The organism is Qipengyuania pelagi, from assembly GCF_009827295.1.
GTDB classification, from domain to species: domain Bacteria; phylum Pseudomonadota; class Alphaproteobacteria; order Sphingomonadales; family Sphingomonadaceae; genus Qipengyuania; species Qipengyuania pelagi.
The window spans coordinates 811,888-828,813 of the sequence record NZ_WTYD01000001.1; the positions used below are offsets into that span (position 1 = coordinate 811,888).

General features: G+C 63.5%; 17 protein-coding genes, 2 tRNA genes and 1 other RNA gene. 10 read left to right on the forward strand and 10 right to left on the reverse strand.

What is annotated here, in order from left to right; genetic code table 11:
• Window positions 1-222: 222 nt before the first annotated feature.
• The 3 genes from GRI47_RS03990 to GRI47_RS04000 all read right to left on the reverse strand — a co-directional run bounded on the left by GRI47_RS03990 (window position 223) and on the right by GRI47_RS04000 (window position 2,486).
• Window positions 223-1,746 carry a methyl-accepting chemotaxis protein gene (locus GRI47_RS03990; protein ID WP_160660057.1) on the reverse strand — a complete coding sequence of 508 codons (1,524 nt, stop codon included), beginning with the start codon at window positions 1,744-1,746 and terminating at the stop codon, window positions 223-225.
• A complete protein-coding gene (locus GRI47_RS03995; protein WP_160660058.1) occupies window positions 1,743-1,922 on the reverse strand; it encodes a hypothetical protein in 180 nt (59 codons plus the stop codon). The genes GRI47_RS03990 and GRI47_RS03995 overlap by 4 nt, the downstream gene beginning before the upstream one ends.
• Window positions 1,923-2,409: 487 nt before the next feature.
• Window positions 2,410-2,486, reverse strand: a tRNA-Pro gene (locus GRI47_RS04000).
• A gap of 135 nt (window positions 2,487-2,621) precedes the next feature.
• Here GRI47_RS04000 and thyA point away from each other — a divergent pair.
• From thyA to GRI47_RS04020, 4 genes are all read left to right on the forward strand, one after another.
• Entirely contained in the window at window positions 2,622-3,563 is a 942-nt protein-coding gene (thyA, locus tag GRI47_RS04005; protein WP_337190635.1) for a thymidylate synthase, read from the forward strand.
• 108 nt (window positions 3,564-3,671) lie between these two features.
• Window positions 3,672-4,988: a 3-methyl-2-oxobutanoate dehydrogenase (2-methylpropanoyl-transferring) subunit alpha gene (locus GRI47_RS04010; protein ID WP_160660059.1), complete on the forward strand. Its 1,317-nt coding sequence runs from the start codon at window positions 3,672-3,674 to the stop codon at window positions 4,986-4,988.
• The gene (locus tag GRI47_RS04015; protein ID WP_160660060.1) at window positions 4,985-6,061 is read left to right on the forward strand and encodes an alpha-ketoacid dehydrogenase subunit beta; all 1,077 of its coding nucleotides are present in this window, start codon (window positions 4,985-4,987) and stop codon (window positions 6,059-6,061) included. Before GRI47_RS04010 ends, GRI47_RS04015 begins: the two co-directional genes overlap by 4 nt.
• Window positions 6,062-6,182: 121 nt before the next feature.
• Window positions 6,183-7,511, forward strand: coding sequence for a dihydrolipoamide acetyltransferase family protein (locus GRI47_RS04020; protein ID WP_160660061.1), 1,329 nt, complete (start codon window positions 6,183-6,185; stop codon window positions 7,509-7,511).
• On the opposite strand, the gene GRI47_RS04025 is transcribed toward GRI47_RS04020, so the two are convergent.
• Window positions 7,508-7,930: a hypothetical protein gene (locus GRI47_RS04025; protein ID WP_160660062.1), complete on the reverse strand. Its 423-nt coding sequence runs from the start codon at window positions 7,928-7,930 to the stop codon at window positions 7,508-7,510. The genes GRI47_RS04020 and GRI47_RS04025 overlap by 4 nt on opposite strands.
• A gap of 179 nt (window positions 7,931-8,109) precedes the next feature.
• Between GRI47_RS04025 and GRI47_RS04030 the strand changes: the two genes are divergently transcribed.
• Window positions 8,110-8,186, forward strand: a tRNA-Asp gene (locus GRI47_RS04030).
• A gap of 400 nt (window positions 8,187-8,586) precedes the next feature.
• On the opposite strand, the gene GRI47_RS04035 is transcribed toward GRI47_RS04030, so the two are convergent.
• The 5 genes from GRI47_RS04035 to GRI47_RS04055 form a co-directional block, all read right to left on the reverse strand.
• Window positions 8,587-8,814 carry a DUF2842 domain-containing protein gene (locus GRI47_RS04035; protein WP_160660063.1) on the reverse strand — a complete coding sequence of 76 codons (228 nt, stop codon included), beginning with the start codon at window positions 8,812-8,814 and terminating at the stop codon, window positions 8,587-8,589.
• On the reverse strand, window positions 8,814-9,383 hold the full coding sequence (locus tag GRI47_RS04040) for a 5-formyltetrahydrofolate cyclo-ligase (protein WP_160660064.1): 570 nt from the start codon (window positions 9,381-9,383) through the stop codon (window positions 8,814-8,816). The genes GRI47_RS04035 and GRI47_RS04040 overlap by 1 nt, the downstream gene beginning before the upstream one ends.
• Before the next feature lie 139 nt (window positions 9,384-9,522).
• Window positions 9,523-9,690, reverse strand: a non-coding RNA gene (gene ssrS / locus GRI47_RS04045) — 6S RNA.
• 10 nt (window positions 9,691-9,700) lie between these two features.
• Entirely contained in the window at window positions 9,701-10,018 is a 318-nt protein-coding gene (locus tag GRI47_RS04050; RefSeq protein ID WP_160660065.1) for a cell division protein ZapA, read from the reverse strand.
• On the reverse strand, window positions 10,015-10,212 hold the full coding sequence (locus GRI47_RS04055; protein WP_160660066.1) for a hypothetical protein: 198 nt from the start codon (window positions 10,210-10,212) through the stop codon (window positions 10,015-10,017). Before GRI47_RS04055 ends, GRI47_RS04050 begins: the two co-directional genes overlap by 4 nt.
• A gap of 201 nt (window positions 10,213-10,413) precedes the next feature.
• On the opposite strand from GRI47_RS04055, the gene tkt reads away from it, so the two are divergent.
• The 4 genes from tkt (at window position 10,414) to GRI47_RS04075 (ending at window position 15,751) form a co-directional block, all read left to right on the forward strand.
• Window positions 10,414-12,405: a transketolase gene (tkt, locus tag GRI47_RS04060; protein WP_160660067.1), complete on the forward strand. Its 1,992-nt coding sequence runs from the start codon at window positions 10,414-10,416 to the stop codon at window positions 12,403-12,405.
• 15 nt (window positions 12,406-12,420) lie between these two features.
• On the forward strand, window positions 12,421-13,428 hold the full coding sequence (gene gap / locus GRI47_RS04065) for a type I glyceraldehyde-3-phosphate dehydrogenase (protein WP_160660068.1): 1,008 nt from the start codon (window positions 12,421-12,423) through the stop codon (window positions 13,426-13,428).
• Between the two features lie 37 nt (window positions 13,429-13,465).
• Complete coding sequence (locus tag GRI47_RS04070) at window positions 13,466-14,668, forward strand: phosphoglycerate kinase (RefSeq protein ID WP_160660069.1); 1,203 nt, start codon at window positions 13,466-13,468, stop codon at window positions 14,666-14,668.
• Between the two features lie 183 nt (window positions 14,669-14,851).
• Complete coding sequence (locus GRI47_RS04075; protein WP_160660070.1) at window positions 14,852-15,751, forward strand: fructose bisphosphate aldolase; 900 nt, start codon at window positions 14,852-14,854, stop codon at window positions 15,749-15,751.
• A gap of 16 nt (window positions 15,752-15,767) precedes the next feature.
• On the opposite strand, the gene GRI47_RS04080 is transcribed toward GRI47_RS04075, so the two are convergent.
• Entirely contained in the window at window positions 15,768-16,166 is a 399-nt protein-coding gene (locus GRI47_RS04080; protein ID WP_160660071.1) for a hypothetical protein, read from the reverse strand.
• A gap of 77 nt (window positions 16,167-16,243) precedes the next feature.
• Here GRI47_RS04080 and thiE point away from each other — a divergent pair, with 77 nt between their 5' ends.
• Window positions 16,244-16,876 carry a thiamine phosphate synthase gene (gene thiE / locus GRI47_RS04085; protein WP_160660072.1) on the forward strand — a complete coding sequence of 211 codons (633 nt, stop codon included), beginning with the start codon at window positions 16,244-16,246 and terminating at the stop codon, window positions 16,874-16,876.
• The last annotated feature ends 50 nt before the right edge of the window (window positions 16,877-16,926 follow it).

Sequence of the window (16,926 nt, forward strand, 5' to 3'; positions counted from 1 at the left end):
GCGGTATGGTGATGCATTTGTGATGCGAGTGCATTTTTCCGACTGTGAAAACTTCGAAGACCACTAGGCCGCAAGGAACCTCGGCTAGGTCGTGAGCCGGTAAGCCGCCAGGACCTGGATCAGGCTATCGATCTTGCAAGCTGACCGGGGCGCTTGGAGGATTAATAAAGTCGCGCACGCATCGTGATGCAACGCAAGAGACCGCCCGCCTGACGCTTGGAGTCATGCTGCTTTCAACTTGTTCACGAACTCCCGCGTCGCGGATTGCAGATCCGTGGAGATCCCCCTTAGCGAGGTGGAGGCTTCGGCGACCTTCCTGCTCAAATTCTCGGTGTCTTCCGCAGCATCCCGAATATCCGACAAGTCAGCCAGCACATGAGTTGCGGCGGACGCCGTATCGCGTGCGGAGGTGGCGATCGCGGTCCCGGCCTGCTGTTGTGCGTCCACTGCGGCGCGAATGGCCATCGCCGCCTGCGAGACTTCGGAGACGGCTTGCAATATCTGTTCGAAGCCATCGTCTGCTACACCAACGCCGGCACCAGCCGCTTCGACGATATCGCGAATGGATCGCGTCGCGGTTTCGGATTGTCTGGCGAGCGACTTCACCTCGCTGGCGACGACCGCGAAACCCCTTCCCGCATCCCCGGCAAGGGCAGCTTCGATCGTCGCGTTCAGAGCCAGCATGTTGATCTGTGTCGCCAGATCGTGGATCGTGTCCGAGAAGCCAACGATACCGGCCGCGCGATCGCGGATTTCCTTCAACGAGTCATGCGCGGTGCCAGCGGTCTCGTTGGCGTTTTCGCTCAAGAGGACCTGCTGCGAGACGGCCTCCGCGATCGTCGAAATAGAACAGGACAGCTCGTCTGCGTGTTCCGCCAGGTTGCGGGCGGTATCGGACGAGCTGTTGGCGTATAGGGCGGTCTCGCGGGTGATCACGCTCGTTCGATTGGCTGTCGTGCGAAGTTCGCCCGCTGTTTCGGACAGATCGCTGGTAGCGCGCCCCACCAGATCGACGATGGCGATCACGCTCTGTTCGAACTGATCGGCGATGAGATTCATGTCGGCGCGGCGTCGCTCCTCCGCCGCGGCTTCATTCGCGAGGCGCCGATCGCGTTCGGCATTCTCGCGGGTCTGTGCTTCGCGAAGGTCCTGAAGGGCACGCGCGAGTTTAGCGCGATCGTCCTGCGCTTCGCTCGCCAGAGCGTCGGCGAGCCGCCGTTCCTTTTCCTGCCTCTCGGTAAGGCGGCGCAACCGCTCGGTAATATAGGCCAGGACGGAAAATTGGAGACCCACCGCCACGGCGTGGACCATGACACGCGAGAATGTGCCCGAACCGGAAAAGACCCAGGTGGGCGCGATGAAATCGAGCGCGAGATGGTGCACGGCGATGAGGGCGGACGCCAAGGCGATCGGTCGCCAGTCGCACAGGACCGTCAATGCTGCCAGTGCGACGAAGAAATACATGTGGCCGTCAATCTGCCAGCCATGACCGGCCAGAAGATAGACGCCGATGGCCGGAAAGACTGCGGCAAGCGTCGCGCAGGTGAGGCGGGCAGTCTGGTCGTAGCGGCCTCTGACGGCCATCCAGGTAGGCGCGACATTCGCGGCCAAAACGAGTCCTAGCGTGAGCGCGGTTTTGCCAGTCTGGAGATAGAGCGACATCCCGACAAGCCACACCGCCCCGAGCCATGCCGAGAACACAAGGATCAGGATGCCGCGTGCGCGCAGCCGATCAAGTTCGGTCATGTCACATCTCCAAACCCGGAACAGCCCGATGGCGGGGCGGCCAAAAGTAACGTGGGAATCCCTTCAAGCCTTCGCGACATCACAGCGCGATCACCTTCGACCACAAATGAGCCGTCGAAAGGTCCGGAACCGACCAGGCGAATACCGCCCTGTGCCATGGCGGCGAGCAGATCCATGTCGCCAGCGCCGGGTAGAGGCACGACGAGAACCTTTCCGCTTTGAGAAGGCCAGAAAGCCATCATTCCGAACGCGCCCAATGTGACCGCGAGCTGGCCAAAAATCGGAACCCGCGATGTTCGACGACCGCTGCGCATTCCCGCCCGATACCGGCGACAAGGTTATCAACTGGTAACGAAAATCATGGTTTTCGCCTCAGATGGCTCGTAAATTACAAAAATCTCGAAGAGATTTTCGGCACGATCACGCATTCCGACATCGTCCGATCAAGCCAGCCCTGTTCGCGTTTCGGGGATTGGCCGAATGAGCTTCTGGATGAACGGCAGCTGGAGTACGAAACACTAGCGAACGAGCTGAGATACCTGGCTGCGAGAAGCCGGGCAGGGCACAAGTCGGGCACAATCGGCGCGCAGGATTTCCGACCGATTTCGTCGGTTAAAGGAAAACGGCGGAATTCTGCGGCTTGTTGTCGAAAACGACGAAAGTTGGTCGGGGAGAGAGGATTCGAACCTCCGGCCCCTGCCTCCCGAAGACAGTGCTCTACCAGGCTGAGCTACTCCCCGACCGGATCGGCCCCGCGAAAAAAGCTCCGCGGGTCGAGGCAAGGCGCGCCCTATAGGTGGGGATGACGAGACGCGCAAGCGGGCAATTCGGCGAAAACTGTCCTATCGCACGATTCCGATTGGAGAGCCCGCATCGTGCCAGAACACCACCGCGCAACGTCCCATTACGAAACCGCCTATCTCGACCTCATGCGCCGGATCTGGGCCGAGGGGAACGAGCGCGTCGATCGCACGGGAATCGGCACACGCTCCGTCTTCGGAGCGACCTTGCGATTCGATCTGGCCGACGGGGCGATGCCGCTCATCACCACCAAGCGCGTTTACTGGAAGACGGCGACGCGCGAGCTGCTGTGGTTCCTGACGGGGGAGACCAATATCCGCCCGCTCGTCCTTCAGGGCGTGAAGATCTGGAACGAATGGCCGCACGCCCGCTATGTCCGCGAGACGGGCGAGGATCTGTCGCTCGACGCCTTCGTGGAGCGGATCGCCGAGGATGAGGTGTTCGCTCAGAACTGGGGCGATCTCGGCCCGGTCTATGGCAAGCAATGGGTCGACTGGCCGACCTATCTTTATCGCAAGGACGGGACGTATGAGCAGGGGCCTGGCATCAATCAGGTGGCGGACCTTGTCGAAAGCCTGCGCACCAATCCCGGCAGCCGTCGCCATATCCTGGAAGGGTGGAACGTGGCAGAGCTGGATCGCATGGCGCTGCCGCCCTGCCACAAGACCTATCAGTTCCACGTCGCGGACGGGAAGTTGAACGGGCTGCTCTATCAACGCAGCTGCGACGTTGCGCTCGGCCTGCCGTTCAATCTGTGGTCCGCCGCGCTGCTTCAGAGGATGCTGGCGCAGCAGGCCGATCTTGAACCCGGGGAGTTCGTTTGGATGGGAGGTGACACCCATCTCTATCTCAACCACGCCCATCTGATCGAGGAACAGCTGGCGAGGGAACCGCAAGGGCACCCGCGGCTTGAGATCATGCGGCGTCCGGCCACCATCTTCGATTACCGCATTGAGGATTTCGAGGTCAGGAACTACACGCCGCACGGGGCGATCAAGGCTCCGGTTGCGGTGTGATCGGAACCGTTCGGCCACTCGGCTTGACCCGGTGCTCGCGCTGAAATAAAATAACGCAATCAAGCAAGATTGCTTACAAGCGTCTCGTTATCGAGGGGAGAGCGCATAATGGCCGACAGGCCCGATCCACAGGCGCAAGCCGGGCATAACGCGCCCGGTCTGAGCCTGCATGTTCCCGAACCCAAATTCCGCCCCGGTGACGCGGTGGACTTCAGCCATGTCGATGTGGGCGAGCCCGGCAAACAGCCGCGCCCGGACGAGACCTGCGCGCCCGACACCATGCATGACCTCGCCTATGGCCTGGTCCGCGTGCTGGGTGACGACAATCGCGCGCACGGACCGTGGGACCCCAAGCTCGATCCCGAAACGCTGCGCACGATGCTCGGCCACATGGCCATGACCCGCGCTTTCGACGAACGGATGTTCCGCGGGCAGCGGCAGGGCAAGACCAGCTTCTATATGAAGTGCACCGGCGAGGAAGCGACCAGCGTCGCCGCCTCCATGGCGCTGGCGAGCGACGACATGGTCTTCCCGAGTTATCGCCAACAGGGCATTCTGATCCAGCGTGGCTATCCCCTGATCGAGATGATCAACCAGATCTATTCGAACCGCGGCGACAAGCTGAAGGGCCGCCAGCTGCCGATCATGTATTCGAGCCGCGAGCACAGCTTCTTCTCGATCAGCGGCAATCTCGCCACCCAGACCCCGCAGGCCGTGGGCTGGGCGATGGCGAGCGCAATCAAGGGCGATACGCGGATTGCCGCGACCTGGGTGGGCGAGGGCAGCACGGCGGAGGGCGACTTCCATTCGGCCTGTCTGTTCGCAACCGTCTATAATGCACCGGTTATCCTCAATGTTATCAACAACCAGTGGGCGATCTCCAGTTTCAGCGGCTTTGCAGGCGCCGAGCGGACGACCTTCGCAGCGCGCGCCCTCGGCTACGGACTGGCCGGACTGCGCGTGGACGGGAACGACCCGCTTGCCTGCTACGCCGCCGAGCAATGGGCGGCGAACCGCGCCCGCGCCAATGCGGGGCCGACGCTGATCGAATTCTTCACCTATCGCGCGGAGGGGCATTCCACCTCCGACGATCCCAGCGGCTATCGCAGCGCGACCGAGCGCGAGGAATGGCCCCTGGGCGATCCGGTGATGCGCCTGAAGAAGCACCTCATCGAAATCGGCGAATGGGACGAGGAACGGCAGGAGAAGATGGATCTCGAAGCCGCCGAACACGTGAAGAAAGTGACCAAGGAAGCCGAAGCGAACGGCATTCTCGGCCATGGCCTGCACCATCCGTTCCGCACCATGTTCGAGGACGTGTTCGAAGAGCTGCCCTGGCACCTCAAGGAACAGGCCGAACAGGCGATCCACGAACGCGAGACCAAGTTTCCCGGTGGGCTGCCGAACGAAGGGAAGGGCGCATGAGCGAGACCGAGACCATGAGCGCGCCGGACCAAACGCCGGACCAGGCCGAAGCGAAGCCCGAACGCCGCCTCAACATGATCGAGGCGATCAACGACGCGCTCAATATTTCGATGCAGCGCGACGAGAACGTGGTCGTGATGGGCGAGGATGTCGGCTATTTCGGGGGCGTGTTCCGCTGCACGGCGGGCCTTCAGGAAAAGCACGGCAAGAACCGCGTATTCGATACGCCGATCAGCGAATGCGGCATCATCGCGGTCGCGGTGGGGATGGGCGCTTACGGCTTGCGCCCCGTCCCGGAAATCCAGTTCGCGGATTATATCTATCCCGGCCTCGACCAGCTCATCAGCGAGGCGGCGCGCCTGCGCTACCGCTCGGCGGCGGAATATATTGCGCCCATGACGGTGCGCAGCCCGTTCGGCGGCGGCATCTTCGGCGGCCAGACCCACAGCCAGAGCCCGGAAGCGATCTTTGCTCATGTCTCCGGCCTGAAAACCGTGATTCCGGCGACACCCTATGACGCGAAGGGCCTGTTGATCAGCGCGATTGAGGATAACGATCCGGTGATCTTCTTCGAGCCGAAGCGCATCTATAACGGCCCGTTTTCCGGCTATTACGACAAGCCGGTGCAGCCCTGGAAGAAGTTCGACCAGAGCGTGGTGCCGGAAGGCTATTACAAGATCCCGCTCGGCAAGGCGCGGCTTGCGACCGAGGGCGAGCAGGTCACGATCCTCGCCTATGGCACCATGGTCCATGTGGTCGAGGCGGTCTGCAAGGAGAAGGGCATCGAAGCCGATGTGCTCGACCTGCGCACGATCGTCCCGCTCGATATCGAGGCGATCGAAGCCTCGGTGAAGAAGACCGGACGCTGCCTGATCGTCCACGAGGCGACGCGCACGGCGGGCTTCGGCGCGGAACTGTCAGCGCTCGTCACCGAACGCTGCTTCTACCATCTCGAAGCCCCGGTCGAACGCGTGACCGGCTTCGACACGCCCTATCCGCACAGCCTCGAATGGGCCTATTTCCCCGGCCCCATCCGCATCGGCGAAGCGCTCGACAAGATTTTGGCGGAATGAGCCGAAACCCCACCTTTCCGTCATTGCGAGGAGCCGCAGGGGACGCGGCATTCCAGCGAGCGACGGTCCTGGATCGCCGCGGCCCTGCGGGCCTCGCGATGACGATGAAAGAGTAGACGACATGGCCAAATTCACCTTCAACATGCCCGATATCGGCGAAGGCATCGCCGAGGCCGAGATCGTGCAATGGCACAAGCAGGTCGGCGACACGGTCAGCGAAGACGAGGAATTCGTCGACATGATGACCGACAAGGCGACCGTGCCGATGGAAAGCCCGGTCACCGGCAAGATCGTCGAGATCGCGGGCGGCGAAGGCGACATGGTCTCGATCGGCTCGATGCTGGTCGTGATCGAGGTCGAGGGCGAAGTGCCCGACGATGTCGCCGAGGAAAACGAGGCGGCGGCGGATGCAGCGCCTGCACCCGCTCCGGCGCCGAAGGACCGCGACGTCGAAAAACGGATCGAAGTCGAGAACCCCGATCCCAGCGACGCCGACGATGCGATGGCGGCCGATCCCTCGCCGCCGCCCGCTCCGGCACCCACCCCGACCCCCGCACCGGCCGCATCTTCGGTAAAGGTTCTCGCCAGTCCGGCGGTGCGCAAGCGCGCGAAGGAATTGGGCGTCGATCTGGGGCAGGTGAAGCCTTCGGAAGAAGGCCGCGTGCGCCACGGCGATCTCGACCAGTTCCTGTCCTACAGCGACGGTTTCGGTGCGGCTGCCCCGACTCGCGCGGACGAGGCGAAGAAGGTCATCGGGATGCGTCGTCGCATCGCCGAGAACATGGCCGCGTCCAAGCGCAACATCCCGCACTTCTCTTATGTCGAGGAATGCGATGTCACCGAACTGGAGGCGTTGCGCGCTCAGCTCAACGCCAACAAGGGCGAGGGGGCTGGTTCTCGGCCGAAGCTCACGATCCTGCCGCTGCTGATCACGGCGATCTGCAAGACGCTGCCCGATTTCCCGATGATCAACGCGCGCTATGACGACGAAGCGGGCGTGGTGACGCGCCATGGTGCGGTCAATCTCGGCATGGCGGCGCAGACCGATGCCGGGCTGATGGTACCGGTGATCAAGAACGCGCAGGCCAAGAATCTCTGGCAGCTCGCCAACGAGATCACGCGCCTGGCGGAAGCCGCGCGCAACGGCACGGCGAGGAGCGAGGAGATGCAGGGCGGCACCTTGACCGTGACCTCGCTCGGTCCGCTCGGCGGCGTGGCGACGACCCCGGTCATCAACCGGCCCGAGGTGGCGATCATCGGACCGAACCGCATCATCGAACGCCCGATGTACGTTTCTGACGGCAATGGCGGCGAACGAATCGAGAAGCGCAAGCTGATGAACATCTCGATCAGCTGCGACCATCGCGTGGTCGACGGGTGGGATGCGGCCAGCTTCGTCCAGGCGCTCAAGAAACTGCTCGAAGCACCGGCGCTGATCCTGGTGAGTTAGCGCACGATCGCGCTGTAGCTTCTCAGCCGCCGGTCATCGCCTGCGGCAATGCGCCAGCGCAGATGCGTGACGTCTTCGGGCGAGGCGAGGCGTTTGCCCCTGCGCAGGTCGCCGAGGCGACCCCAGTGTCGTCCGCCGTCGATCGAGACCTCGACGCTTGCATCGCCGCTGCGCTGGAAGGCCAGCTCCTCCGGTACGCGGCTGGCGAGCGTGAAGGGCTGGCGGGCGCCGGGTCGGTCCCACTGCATGACGAGCACGACCTTGTCGCCGCTTTCCAGCGTGGTAGCGGGCTCCAGCGCGAGTCCCCCATTCGATCGCGTTTCAACGAAGACCGAGCGGGTGATCGACAGCGCCGATCCGGCCGCGCTGGCAGCACTTGCAAGGGCGAGCGCGCTGATGGCGAGCGTTACGATGCGCATTGGATATCCCCCGATTCCCCCTGACTTGGGCCTAACCCGGTCGCCGTCAAAATAGGGTTAACGGCCCTTCACCATGCCGCGGTGGCATTAGAATAAAATTTCGCAGGAAATCGCATTGACAGCGTTTCGACCCTGCCCTAGTTGCGCGGCTCCCAAGAGGCGCTGCAGCGTTTTAATGCGCGGGTGTAGCTCAGTTGGTTAGAGTATCGGCCTGTCACGCCGAGGGTCGCGGGTTCAAGTCCCGTCACTCGCGCCACTTGGGACATTACCTTATCTTTGATGTGAGCTAGAGAAGCAGGCGGTTCGTCCGCCGGCCTTTTCGCTCGTGATCGCGCCCCCGCAGCGGCGGGCGGAGATGCGCAAGGCGGCGATCGCATTCGGAAGAGGTGAGGAGCTTGGTGTGATCGGAAGGATCGTCAGGCTCATCGAACCGGATCGACAATCCGGTCATGCCGCCTGGTCTCAGTCAATTGGCGACCGAGCAGTAGCTGGCGCGCATTGTCGCCGGGCAGTTCGATACGGGTCGTATCCTCGCCAAGCTTTACCGCAGCGATCGTGCGGTTGAGGCAGTCGCGCTCCTACATGAGGCGCTGCGCCTCGGTTTCGGGTTATTGCGGCATGATGGCGAAACGGCGCGAGCGCGGCTCCGCGCGGCCTTATTCGTCCGGCGCGCTCCAGCGTCCGGTTTCCATCCAGATCAGGAAGCGTTTCAGCGGCAGCAGCCAGATCACGCCGAATATCAGATAGACGACCGTCTGAAGGATCGTCGGCCAGCTTTCGATTAAAGGCGGAACGAGGGTCACCACCAGAACGCCATAGACGGTGAGGCCGACCAGGAGCCCGAGAATGCCGAGCGGGATGCGCAGAGTCGGTTCCTCGCGCATCAGAACGGCCCGTAGAGGCGGGTGGGAGTGACTACGGCGGAAAGAGACTTGTCGTGCGCTTCCATCGGCAATTCGTCGCACAATTGCGCGTCCCACGCCATGCCGATCGCGACCGTTTCGGGATGATCGGCCAGCCAGCGGTCGTAATGTCCTCCGCCCTGGCCGATCCGCGCACCCTCGGCCGTGAAACCGAGCAGGGGGACGAAGAGGACAGAGGGCTCCGCCGCATCGGCCTCTTTCATCGGTTGCGGAATGCCGAACGGACCTGGTTCGCAATCGCTTTCCTCGAACGGGTCGGCATGAACCGCGAAATCCATCGCCCGGTCCTTAGCCCAGAACCGGGGCAGGGCGATCGTGCGGCCCTGTTCGAAGAAAAAGTGAGAATAGGATGCGGTCGGGGCCTCGAACTCGCCAGCACGGTAAAGGCCGATGGCTCCCTGCTGGGGAATTAGATCGAGCAGGGGGGCAGGCGGGCGATGAAACATCAGCGCACGCATAGTGTCCGGCAGCGCCGCGACATGATCGCGCCGCTTGGCCCGCAAAATTTTTCTGATTTCAGCCTTCGTCATACGGAAGAGCAATCCTCTGTCGGCCCGCAGGGCCGCAAGGGCGACTGCCCGCCCGCAGCGATGCGACCGCAGGTCGCGTGAGCGAGGATAGCCGAGCGAGCGGATGCGAGCGCCGGCGCCTGAGGCGCAAAAAGTTGGAAGCGGGACCACCATGGGTCGGTGCCTTGAAATCCTCTGACGCCTTCACGTCAGGTGGGCGCCGTTTACCCCGGTTTCCGGGACGAACCCGGTCCCCAGGGAAGGGACAGCTCCCTTGGATTGCTTATAGCCTCAGGGATGTTCGATCGGTCGTACCGGGCAGCCCCGCCAACCCCTATCTAGGCACCCTGAGACGTACGCTCAAGCTTGGCCGCCGATTTTTCGAGCCGTTCGGCGAGCGTTTCGAGCAGATCGGCCAAGCTGTCGTCCCGATCGCTGCTCGTGGGCGTCGCTTTCTTCGCCTCATGCACTTCGTCCGCGAGGATCAGCGCGGCGATCAGCAGGTTTTTGGCTTCGGTCTGCCCCATCAGATCCGCGCCGATTGCAGCCAGTCGTGCGTCGACCATGCCCGCGAGATGGCGCAGGTGATCCTCTTCCCCTTCGGCGCAGGCTAATGTGTAGGTGCGTTTGCCGAGCGACAGCTTGACGTCGTTCATCGTTCGAGCTTCCCGATCAGCGCATCGAGATCGGCAAGGCTTCCCGAAACGCTTTCACGCAGAGCTTCGTGCCGCGCAACGAGAGCGGCCATGGCAGGCTTGTCGCTTGCCTTCCCTTGTGAGGAAGCGGTGTCGATCCGGTCGAGAGCCTTTTCGATGCGCGCCAGAGCGAGGGTCATGCGTTGATCCGCCATGGGGGCGATTTTTAGCGCAATATGCAGTTTCGGCAAAGCGTTAAGCGCGCCTGTTGATAACTGCCCTCAAACGGCGCTGCGAGGCACTCTCCCGACCGCTCCGCTTGACCTTGGCAGGGCAGTCCGCAAAGGCTTCGCGCGCGCCGAATCGGCCCTTTTTTCAGCCGTGCCGATCTTCTCGATTTCAGGAGTTTTTTCCGCATGAGTCTCGACACCGCAAGCATGGTCCGGATGGCCAACGCCGTCAGGGCGCTTTCGATGGATGCGGTGCAGGCGGCGAATTCGGGCCATCCGGGGATGCCGATGGGCATGGCCGATGTCGCGACCGTGCTGTGGGGTGAATATCTCAAGCACGATCCCAAGGCGCCCGACTGGGCCGACCGCGATCGCTTCGTCCTGAGCGCGGGCCACGGCTCGATGCTGATCTACAGCCTGCTGCATCTGGCCGGCTATGCCGCGCCGACGATGGAGGACATCCGCAATTTCCGCCAACTCGGCAGCCCGTGTGCCGGCCACCCGGAGAATTTCCTTCTCGACGGAGTCGAATGCACGACCGGCCCGCTGGGACAGGGGCTGGCCATGGCGGTGGGCATGGCGATCGCGGAGCGTAGCCTCAACGCGACCTTCGGGAACGATCTGGTCGATCACCGCACCTGGGTGATCGCGGGCGACGGATGCCTGATGGAGGGTATCAACCACGAAGCGATCGGCCTTGCCGGGCATTTGAAGCTTGGCCGGATGATCGTGCTGTGGGACGACAATAACATCACCATCGACGGTTCGACCGATCTGTCGACCAGCGAGAACATCAAGGCCCGCTACGAAGCGACCGGATGGCATGTCGTCGAATGCGACGGCCACGATTTCGGCGATATCCGCCGCGCGCTGGACGAGGCCCTTTCATCCGAGCGCCCCTCGCTCGTCGCCTGCAAGACCGTCATCGGGAAGGGCTCCCCTAACAAGCAGGGCACCAGCGCCACGCACGGCGCGCCCCTGGGCGCGGACGAGATCGCGGCGGCGCGCGCGGAGCTGGGCTGGGACGCGGCGCCCTTCGAAATCCCCAGCGAGGTCCTCGATGACTGGCGCAGCACCGCCCAGCGCGGCGCGTCGGCACGTTCGGAATGGAACGGGCGGATCGAAAACCACGGCGACCGGCCTGAGTTCGAGCGCCGGATGGCGGGCGATCTGCCGGACGATTTCAGCCTGGACTCGTATATCGCGTCGCTGATGGCCGAACCGCAAAAGGTCGCCACCCGCAAGGCGAGCGAGATGGCGCTCGGCCATATCAACGAGATGTTGCCCGAAACGATCGGCGGCAGCGCGGATCTGACCGGGTCCAACAACACCAAGGCGGGCGGGATCGGCCCGTTTACCGCCGACGATCGCAGCGGGCGCTACATCTATTACGGCATTCGCGAATTCGGCATGGCGGCGGCGATGAACGGCATGGCGCTGCATGGCGGCGTCATTCCCTATGGCGGCACCTTCCTGGTCTTTACCGATTATTGCCGCGCCGCGATCCGCCTGTCGGCCTTGCAGCAGACGCGGGCGATCTACGTGATGACGCATGACAGTATCGGGCTGGGCGAAGACGGGCCGACCCACCAGCCGATCGAGCATGTCCAATCGCTGCGCATGATCCCCAACCTGCTCGTGATGCGCCCCGCCGACACGGTCGAGACGGCCGAGTGCTGGGAAATTGCGCTGCGCGAGAAGACCCGCCCGACCGTGCTCGCGCTTACCCGCCAGAACCTGCCGCAGGTCCGCACCGATGCGAGCGTCACCGGGCAGAGCGCGAAGGGCGCCTATCGCCTCAAATCGGCGGAAAACGCGCGCAAGGTCATCCTGATCGCGACCGGCTCCGAGGTCCATCTCGCGCTGGAATGCGCCGCCGAGCTGGAGAAGCAGGGCGTGGGCGCGGATGTCGTCTCGATGGTGTGCACCCAATTGTTCGACGAACAGGACGACGCCTACAAGGCCGACCTCCTTCCCGATGTATCGCCCAGCGAAGTGCTGCGCGTGAGCATCGAGGCGGGGACGACCTTCGGCTGGGATCGCTATACGATGACGAACGGTCTCAGGATCGGAATCGACCGGTTCGGCGCGAGTGCCCCGGCAGAGGATCTGTTCGCCAAATTCGGACTCACCGTGGACGCCATCGTCCCGCAAATGATGAACAAATTGAACGCTTAAGCAGGAGCTTTTATCATGGCTACCAAAGTTGCAATCAACGGTTTCGGACGCATCGGACGCCTGGTCGCGCGCGCCATCCTGGAGCGGGACGATCACGATCTCGAACTCGTCAGCATCAACGATCTGGCCGACACCAAGTCGAACGCTCTGCTGTTCCAGTATGACAGCACGCATGGCCGCTTCCCCGGCACGGTCGAGACGGGCGAGAACACCATCACGGTCAACGGCAAGACCATCCAGGTCACCTCGGAACGCGATCCCGGCAACCTCCCGCATGGCGAGCAGGGCATCGACATCGTGCTCGAATGCACCGGCTTCTTCCAGAGCCACGAACAGGCCGAACCGCATCTGAAGGCGGGCGCCAAGCGCGTGCTGATCTCCGCCCCGGCGAAGAATGTCAGCGCGACGATTGTCTATGGCGTCAACCACGAGACGCTGACGAAGGACGACGTGATCGTCTCCAACGCCAGCTGCACCACCAACTGCCTCGCCCCGATCGCGAAGGTCCTGCATGACACGGTGGGGATCGAGCGTGGCTTCATGACCACGATCCACAGCTACACCAACGACCAGCGTATGCTCGACCAGATGCATTCCGACATGCGCCGGGCGCGCGGCGGGGCGCAGAACATGATCCCGACCACCACCGGCGCTGCGCGCGCGGTCGGCCTGGTCCTGCCGGAACTGAACGGCAAGCTCGACGGCAGCTCGGTCCGCGTGCCGACCGCCAATGTCAGCCTGGTCGATCTGGTGTTCACGCCCAATCGCGACACCAGTGTCGAAGAACTGAACGGGGCGCTGAAGGCGGCGTCGGAAGGCGCGTTGAAGGGCGTGCTCGATTACACCGACCAGCCGCTGGTCTCGAGCGACTTCAACCACCAGCCCGCCAGCTCCACCGTGGACAGCCTGGAAACCAGCGTGATGGAAGGCAAGCTCGCCCGTGTGGTCAGCTGGTACGACAATGAATGGGGCTTCTCCAACCGTATGCTCGACACTGCGGGCGCGATGGCGAAGTTCCTCTAAGACCTTGACCCGGAAGCGGGGATGATCGGAATTCGATATGGCTGATTTCAAGACACTGGACGATCTCCCCGCCGACCTCACCGGCAAGGTGGCGCTGGTGCGCGTCGACCTCAATCTGCCGATGAAGGACGGGTCCGCCACCGATGTGACGCGGGTGGAGGCGGCGAAGCCGACCATTCTCGAATTGACGGAGAAGGGCGCCAAGGTGCTCCTGCTCGCCCATTTCGGGCGGCCCAAGGGCCAGCGGCATTCGACCATGAGCACCAGCTTCGTGCAGGGTGATGTCGAAAAGGTCATCGGCAAGGAGATCATGTTCATCCCCGAGGTGATGGGCCCGGTGGTCGAACAGTCGATCGGCATCCTGCGCGCGGGCGATATCGGCCTGCTCGACAATGTCCGCTTCTGGCCGGGCGAGGAGGCGAACGATCCCGACTTCGCGAAGGGGATCGCCGCGCATGGCGATTTCTACGTCAACGACGCGTTCAGCGCCGCCCACCGTGCCCATGCCAGCACCGAAGGCCTTGCCCGCCTGCTTCCCGCCTATGCGGGGCGTGCCATGGAAGAGGAGCTGAAGGCGCTCGACGCGGCGCTCGGCGCGCCCGAACAGCCGGTCGCGGCGGTCGTGGGCGGGGCGAAGGTCTCCTCCAAGCTCGACGTGCTGACCAACCTCGTCGGCAAGGTGCAGCATCTCATCATTGGCGGGGGGATGGCCAACACCTTTCTCGCCGCCAAGGGCGTCGATGTCGGCAAATCGCTGTGCGAACACGATCTCACCGACACCGCCAACCGCATCATGGACGAGGCGGATCATGCGGGCTGCACGATCCATCTGCCCTATGATGTCGTGGTGGCGAAGGAATTCGCCGCCAATCCCGAGAGTTTGCGCACCTGCAACGTCCACGAGGTCGCCGAGGACGAGATGATCCTCGATGTCGGCCCGCAGGCGGTCGAGGCACTTGGCGATGTGCTGAAGACCTGCCGCACCCTCGTCTGGAACGGACCGCTGGGCGCGTTCGAGACCGAACCCTTCGATGCGGCGACCGTGGCGCTCGCCCGGACCGCGGCGGCGCTGACCGAAAGCGGCTCGCTGATCTCGGTCGCGGGCGGTGGCGACACGGTCGCGGCACTGGCCCATGCGGGCGCGAAGGACGATTTCACCTTCGTTTCGACGGCCGGGGGCGCGTTTCTCGAGTGGATGGAGGGTAAAGGCCTTCCGGGTGTGGCCGCCCTCCGCACCTGAAACGCGCGCCTGGGACGCATCGCTTGTGCGCAGGCGACGCCGAAGCAGGACGATCGCCACGCTGACCAACAGCGCGATCCCGGAGGCGAACTTCGCCGCGCTTGCCGCTGCCCGGACACATGGCTAAGGACCCCGTGCATACGAATGCATTACGGGTGCACCACGGATCGTAAGGACGGATTTATGAATTTCGACGAGATGACCGCGCGGGTGCGCGACGGGCAGGGCTTCATCGCGGCGCTGGACCAGTCGGGCGGCTCGACCCCCAAGGCGCTCCAATCCTACGGGGTCGAGGATAGCGAGTGGGACGGCGATGAGGAAATGTTCGCCAAGATCCACGAAATGCGCTGCCGCATCGTCGATTCGCCCAGCTTCTCGAACGGGAAGGTGATCGGGGCCATCCTGTTCGAAAAGACGATGGAGGGTTGCTCCAAGGACGGCTCGCCCATTCCGGCCCTGCTGTCGCGACGCGGCATCGTGCCCTTCCTCAAGGTCGACAAGGGGATGCACGACACGGAAAACGGCGTGCAGCTGATGAAGGAAATTCCGACCCTGGCAAAGGATTGCGCGCGGGCGAAGGAACTGGGCGTCTTCGGCACCAAGATGCGCTCGGTCATCCACGAAGCCGATCAGAAGGGCGTGGCCGACAATATCCGCCAGCAGATGGATTACGGCCTCGAAATCCTCGATCAGGGCCTCGTTCCGATCCTGGAACCCGAAGTCAGCCTGAAGAGCGAAAGCCGCGCCCAGGCCGAAGCGCTGGTGCTGTCCAACGCGCTCGAACAGATGGAACGCGTGCCCGAAGGAAAGCAGGTGATGTGGAAGCTCACCATTCCGAGCGAACCGAACCTCTACAAGCCGCTGATCGATCATCCCAAGGTGCTGCGCGTGGTGGCGCTTTCGGGCGGTTACAGCCGCGAGGATGCCTGCCGCGAACTCGGCAAGAACGATGGCATGATCGCGAGCTTCAGCCGCGCTCTGCTCGAAGTCTTGCAGGCCAAGATGGACGACCAGCAATTCGACCAGGCGCTCGGCAATGCGATCGACGAAATCGCCTGCGCCAGCACGGGCGAGGTAGCGTAAGAGTTGCAGCGCCGCCCTATGGCGCGGCGTAGGTGAAGCGATAGGCGCCGGGCTGGATGGCCTGCCCGGCGACCTGTCCCGGCGTGGCGCCGCTCAGCACATAGCTGCGGTTCATCACCGTATAGGGTTCCCCCAGAGTCAAAGGCACGGTCTGCTGCCAGTGCGTCGCCGTGATCCGTGTCGAGACGACCAGCTCTCCGGCCCGGACGCATTGGACGTTCTGCGGACAACGGCTGTCCTCGATCACGCTCAGCGGCGTCAGGATCGTGTCGCCCTGCCACACCGATTCGCCTAGAGCCACGGCGCGCCCCTGCGCCTTGGCTTCCCCGCGAACCATCGGCGTGTCCGGCACGATGGCACAGCCCGATGCGGCGATTGAGACGAGGAGCGCGGAGAGAGCGAGGGTGCGGGTCATTCGCCTGTCTGGCGCCCCTGTCGCTTTCGCGAGGCTGAATATCGACGCGACGCTTTACCGAGGCTAGGGGCGTGTCGATGACCGATCCTGTCCAGACCCAGCTCTATCTCATCTCCCCGCTCAATGTGACGGGCAATTTCCCGCACCGGCTCGAACGCGCGCTCGATGTGGCGCCGGGTGTGGTGACCGCGTTCCAGTTCCGCGTGAAGGATATCGACCAGCACGAAGCCGCGCGGCTCGCCGAACCGCTTCAGGCAATCTGCGCGGCGCGGGATGTCGCTTTCATCGTCAACGATTCGATCCCGCTCGCCAAGCGTCTGGGTGCCGACGGGGTTCATCTCGGCCAGAAGGACGGGACGGTGGAAGATGCGCGCGAGCAATTGGGGCGCGATGCGCAGGTCGGCGTCACCTGTCACGCCAGCCGCCATCTCGCGATGGAAGCGGGGGAAGCGGGGGCGGATTACGTCGCCTTCGGAGCGTTTTACCCCAGCACCACCAAACAGAGCGAGCACCGGCCCGAACCGGACCTGGTCGAATGGTGGTCCGGCCTGTTCGAGATCCCCTGCGTCGCCATCGGTGGCATCACGCCGGACAATTGCCGCCCGCTGATCGAGGCAGGCGCGGATTTCCTCGCCGTGTCGGGCGCGGTCTGGAACGGGGACGAGGCCGCGGCCGTGAAAGCCTTCGCGGAGCAAATTTCGCTTCCGTGAGTTCATCCTCCCGAAGCGAGGTCGAAACTCGCTTATCCGTTCGGGAGAAT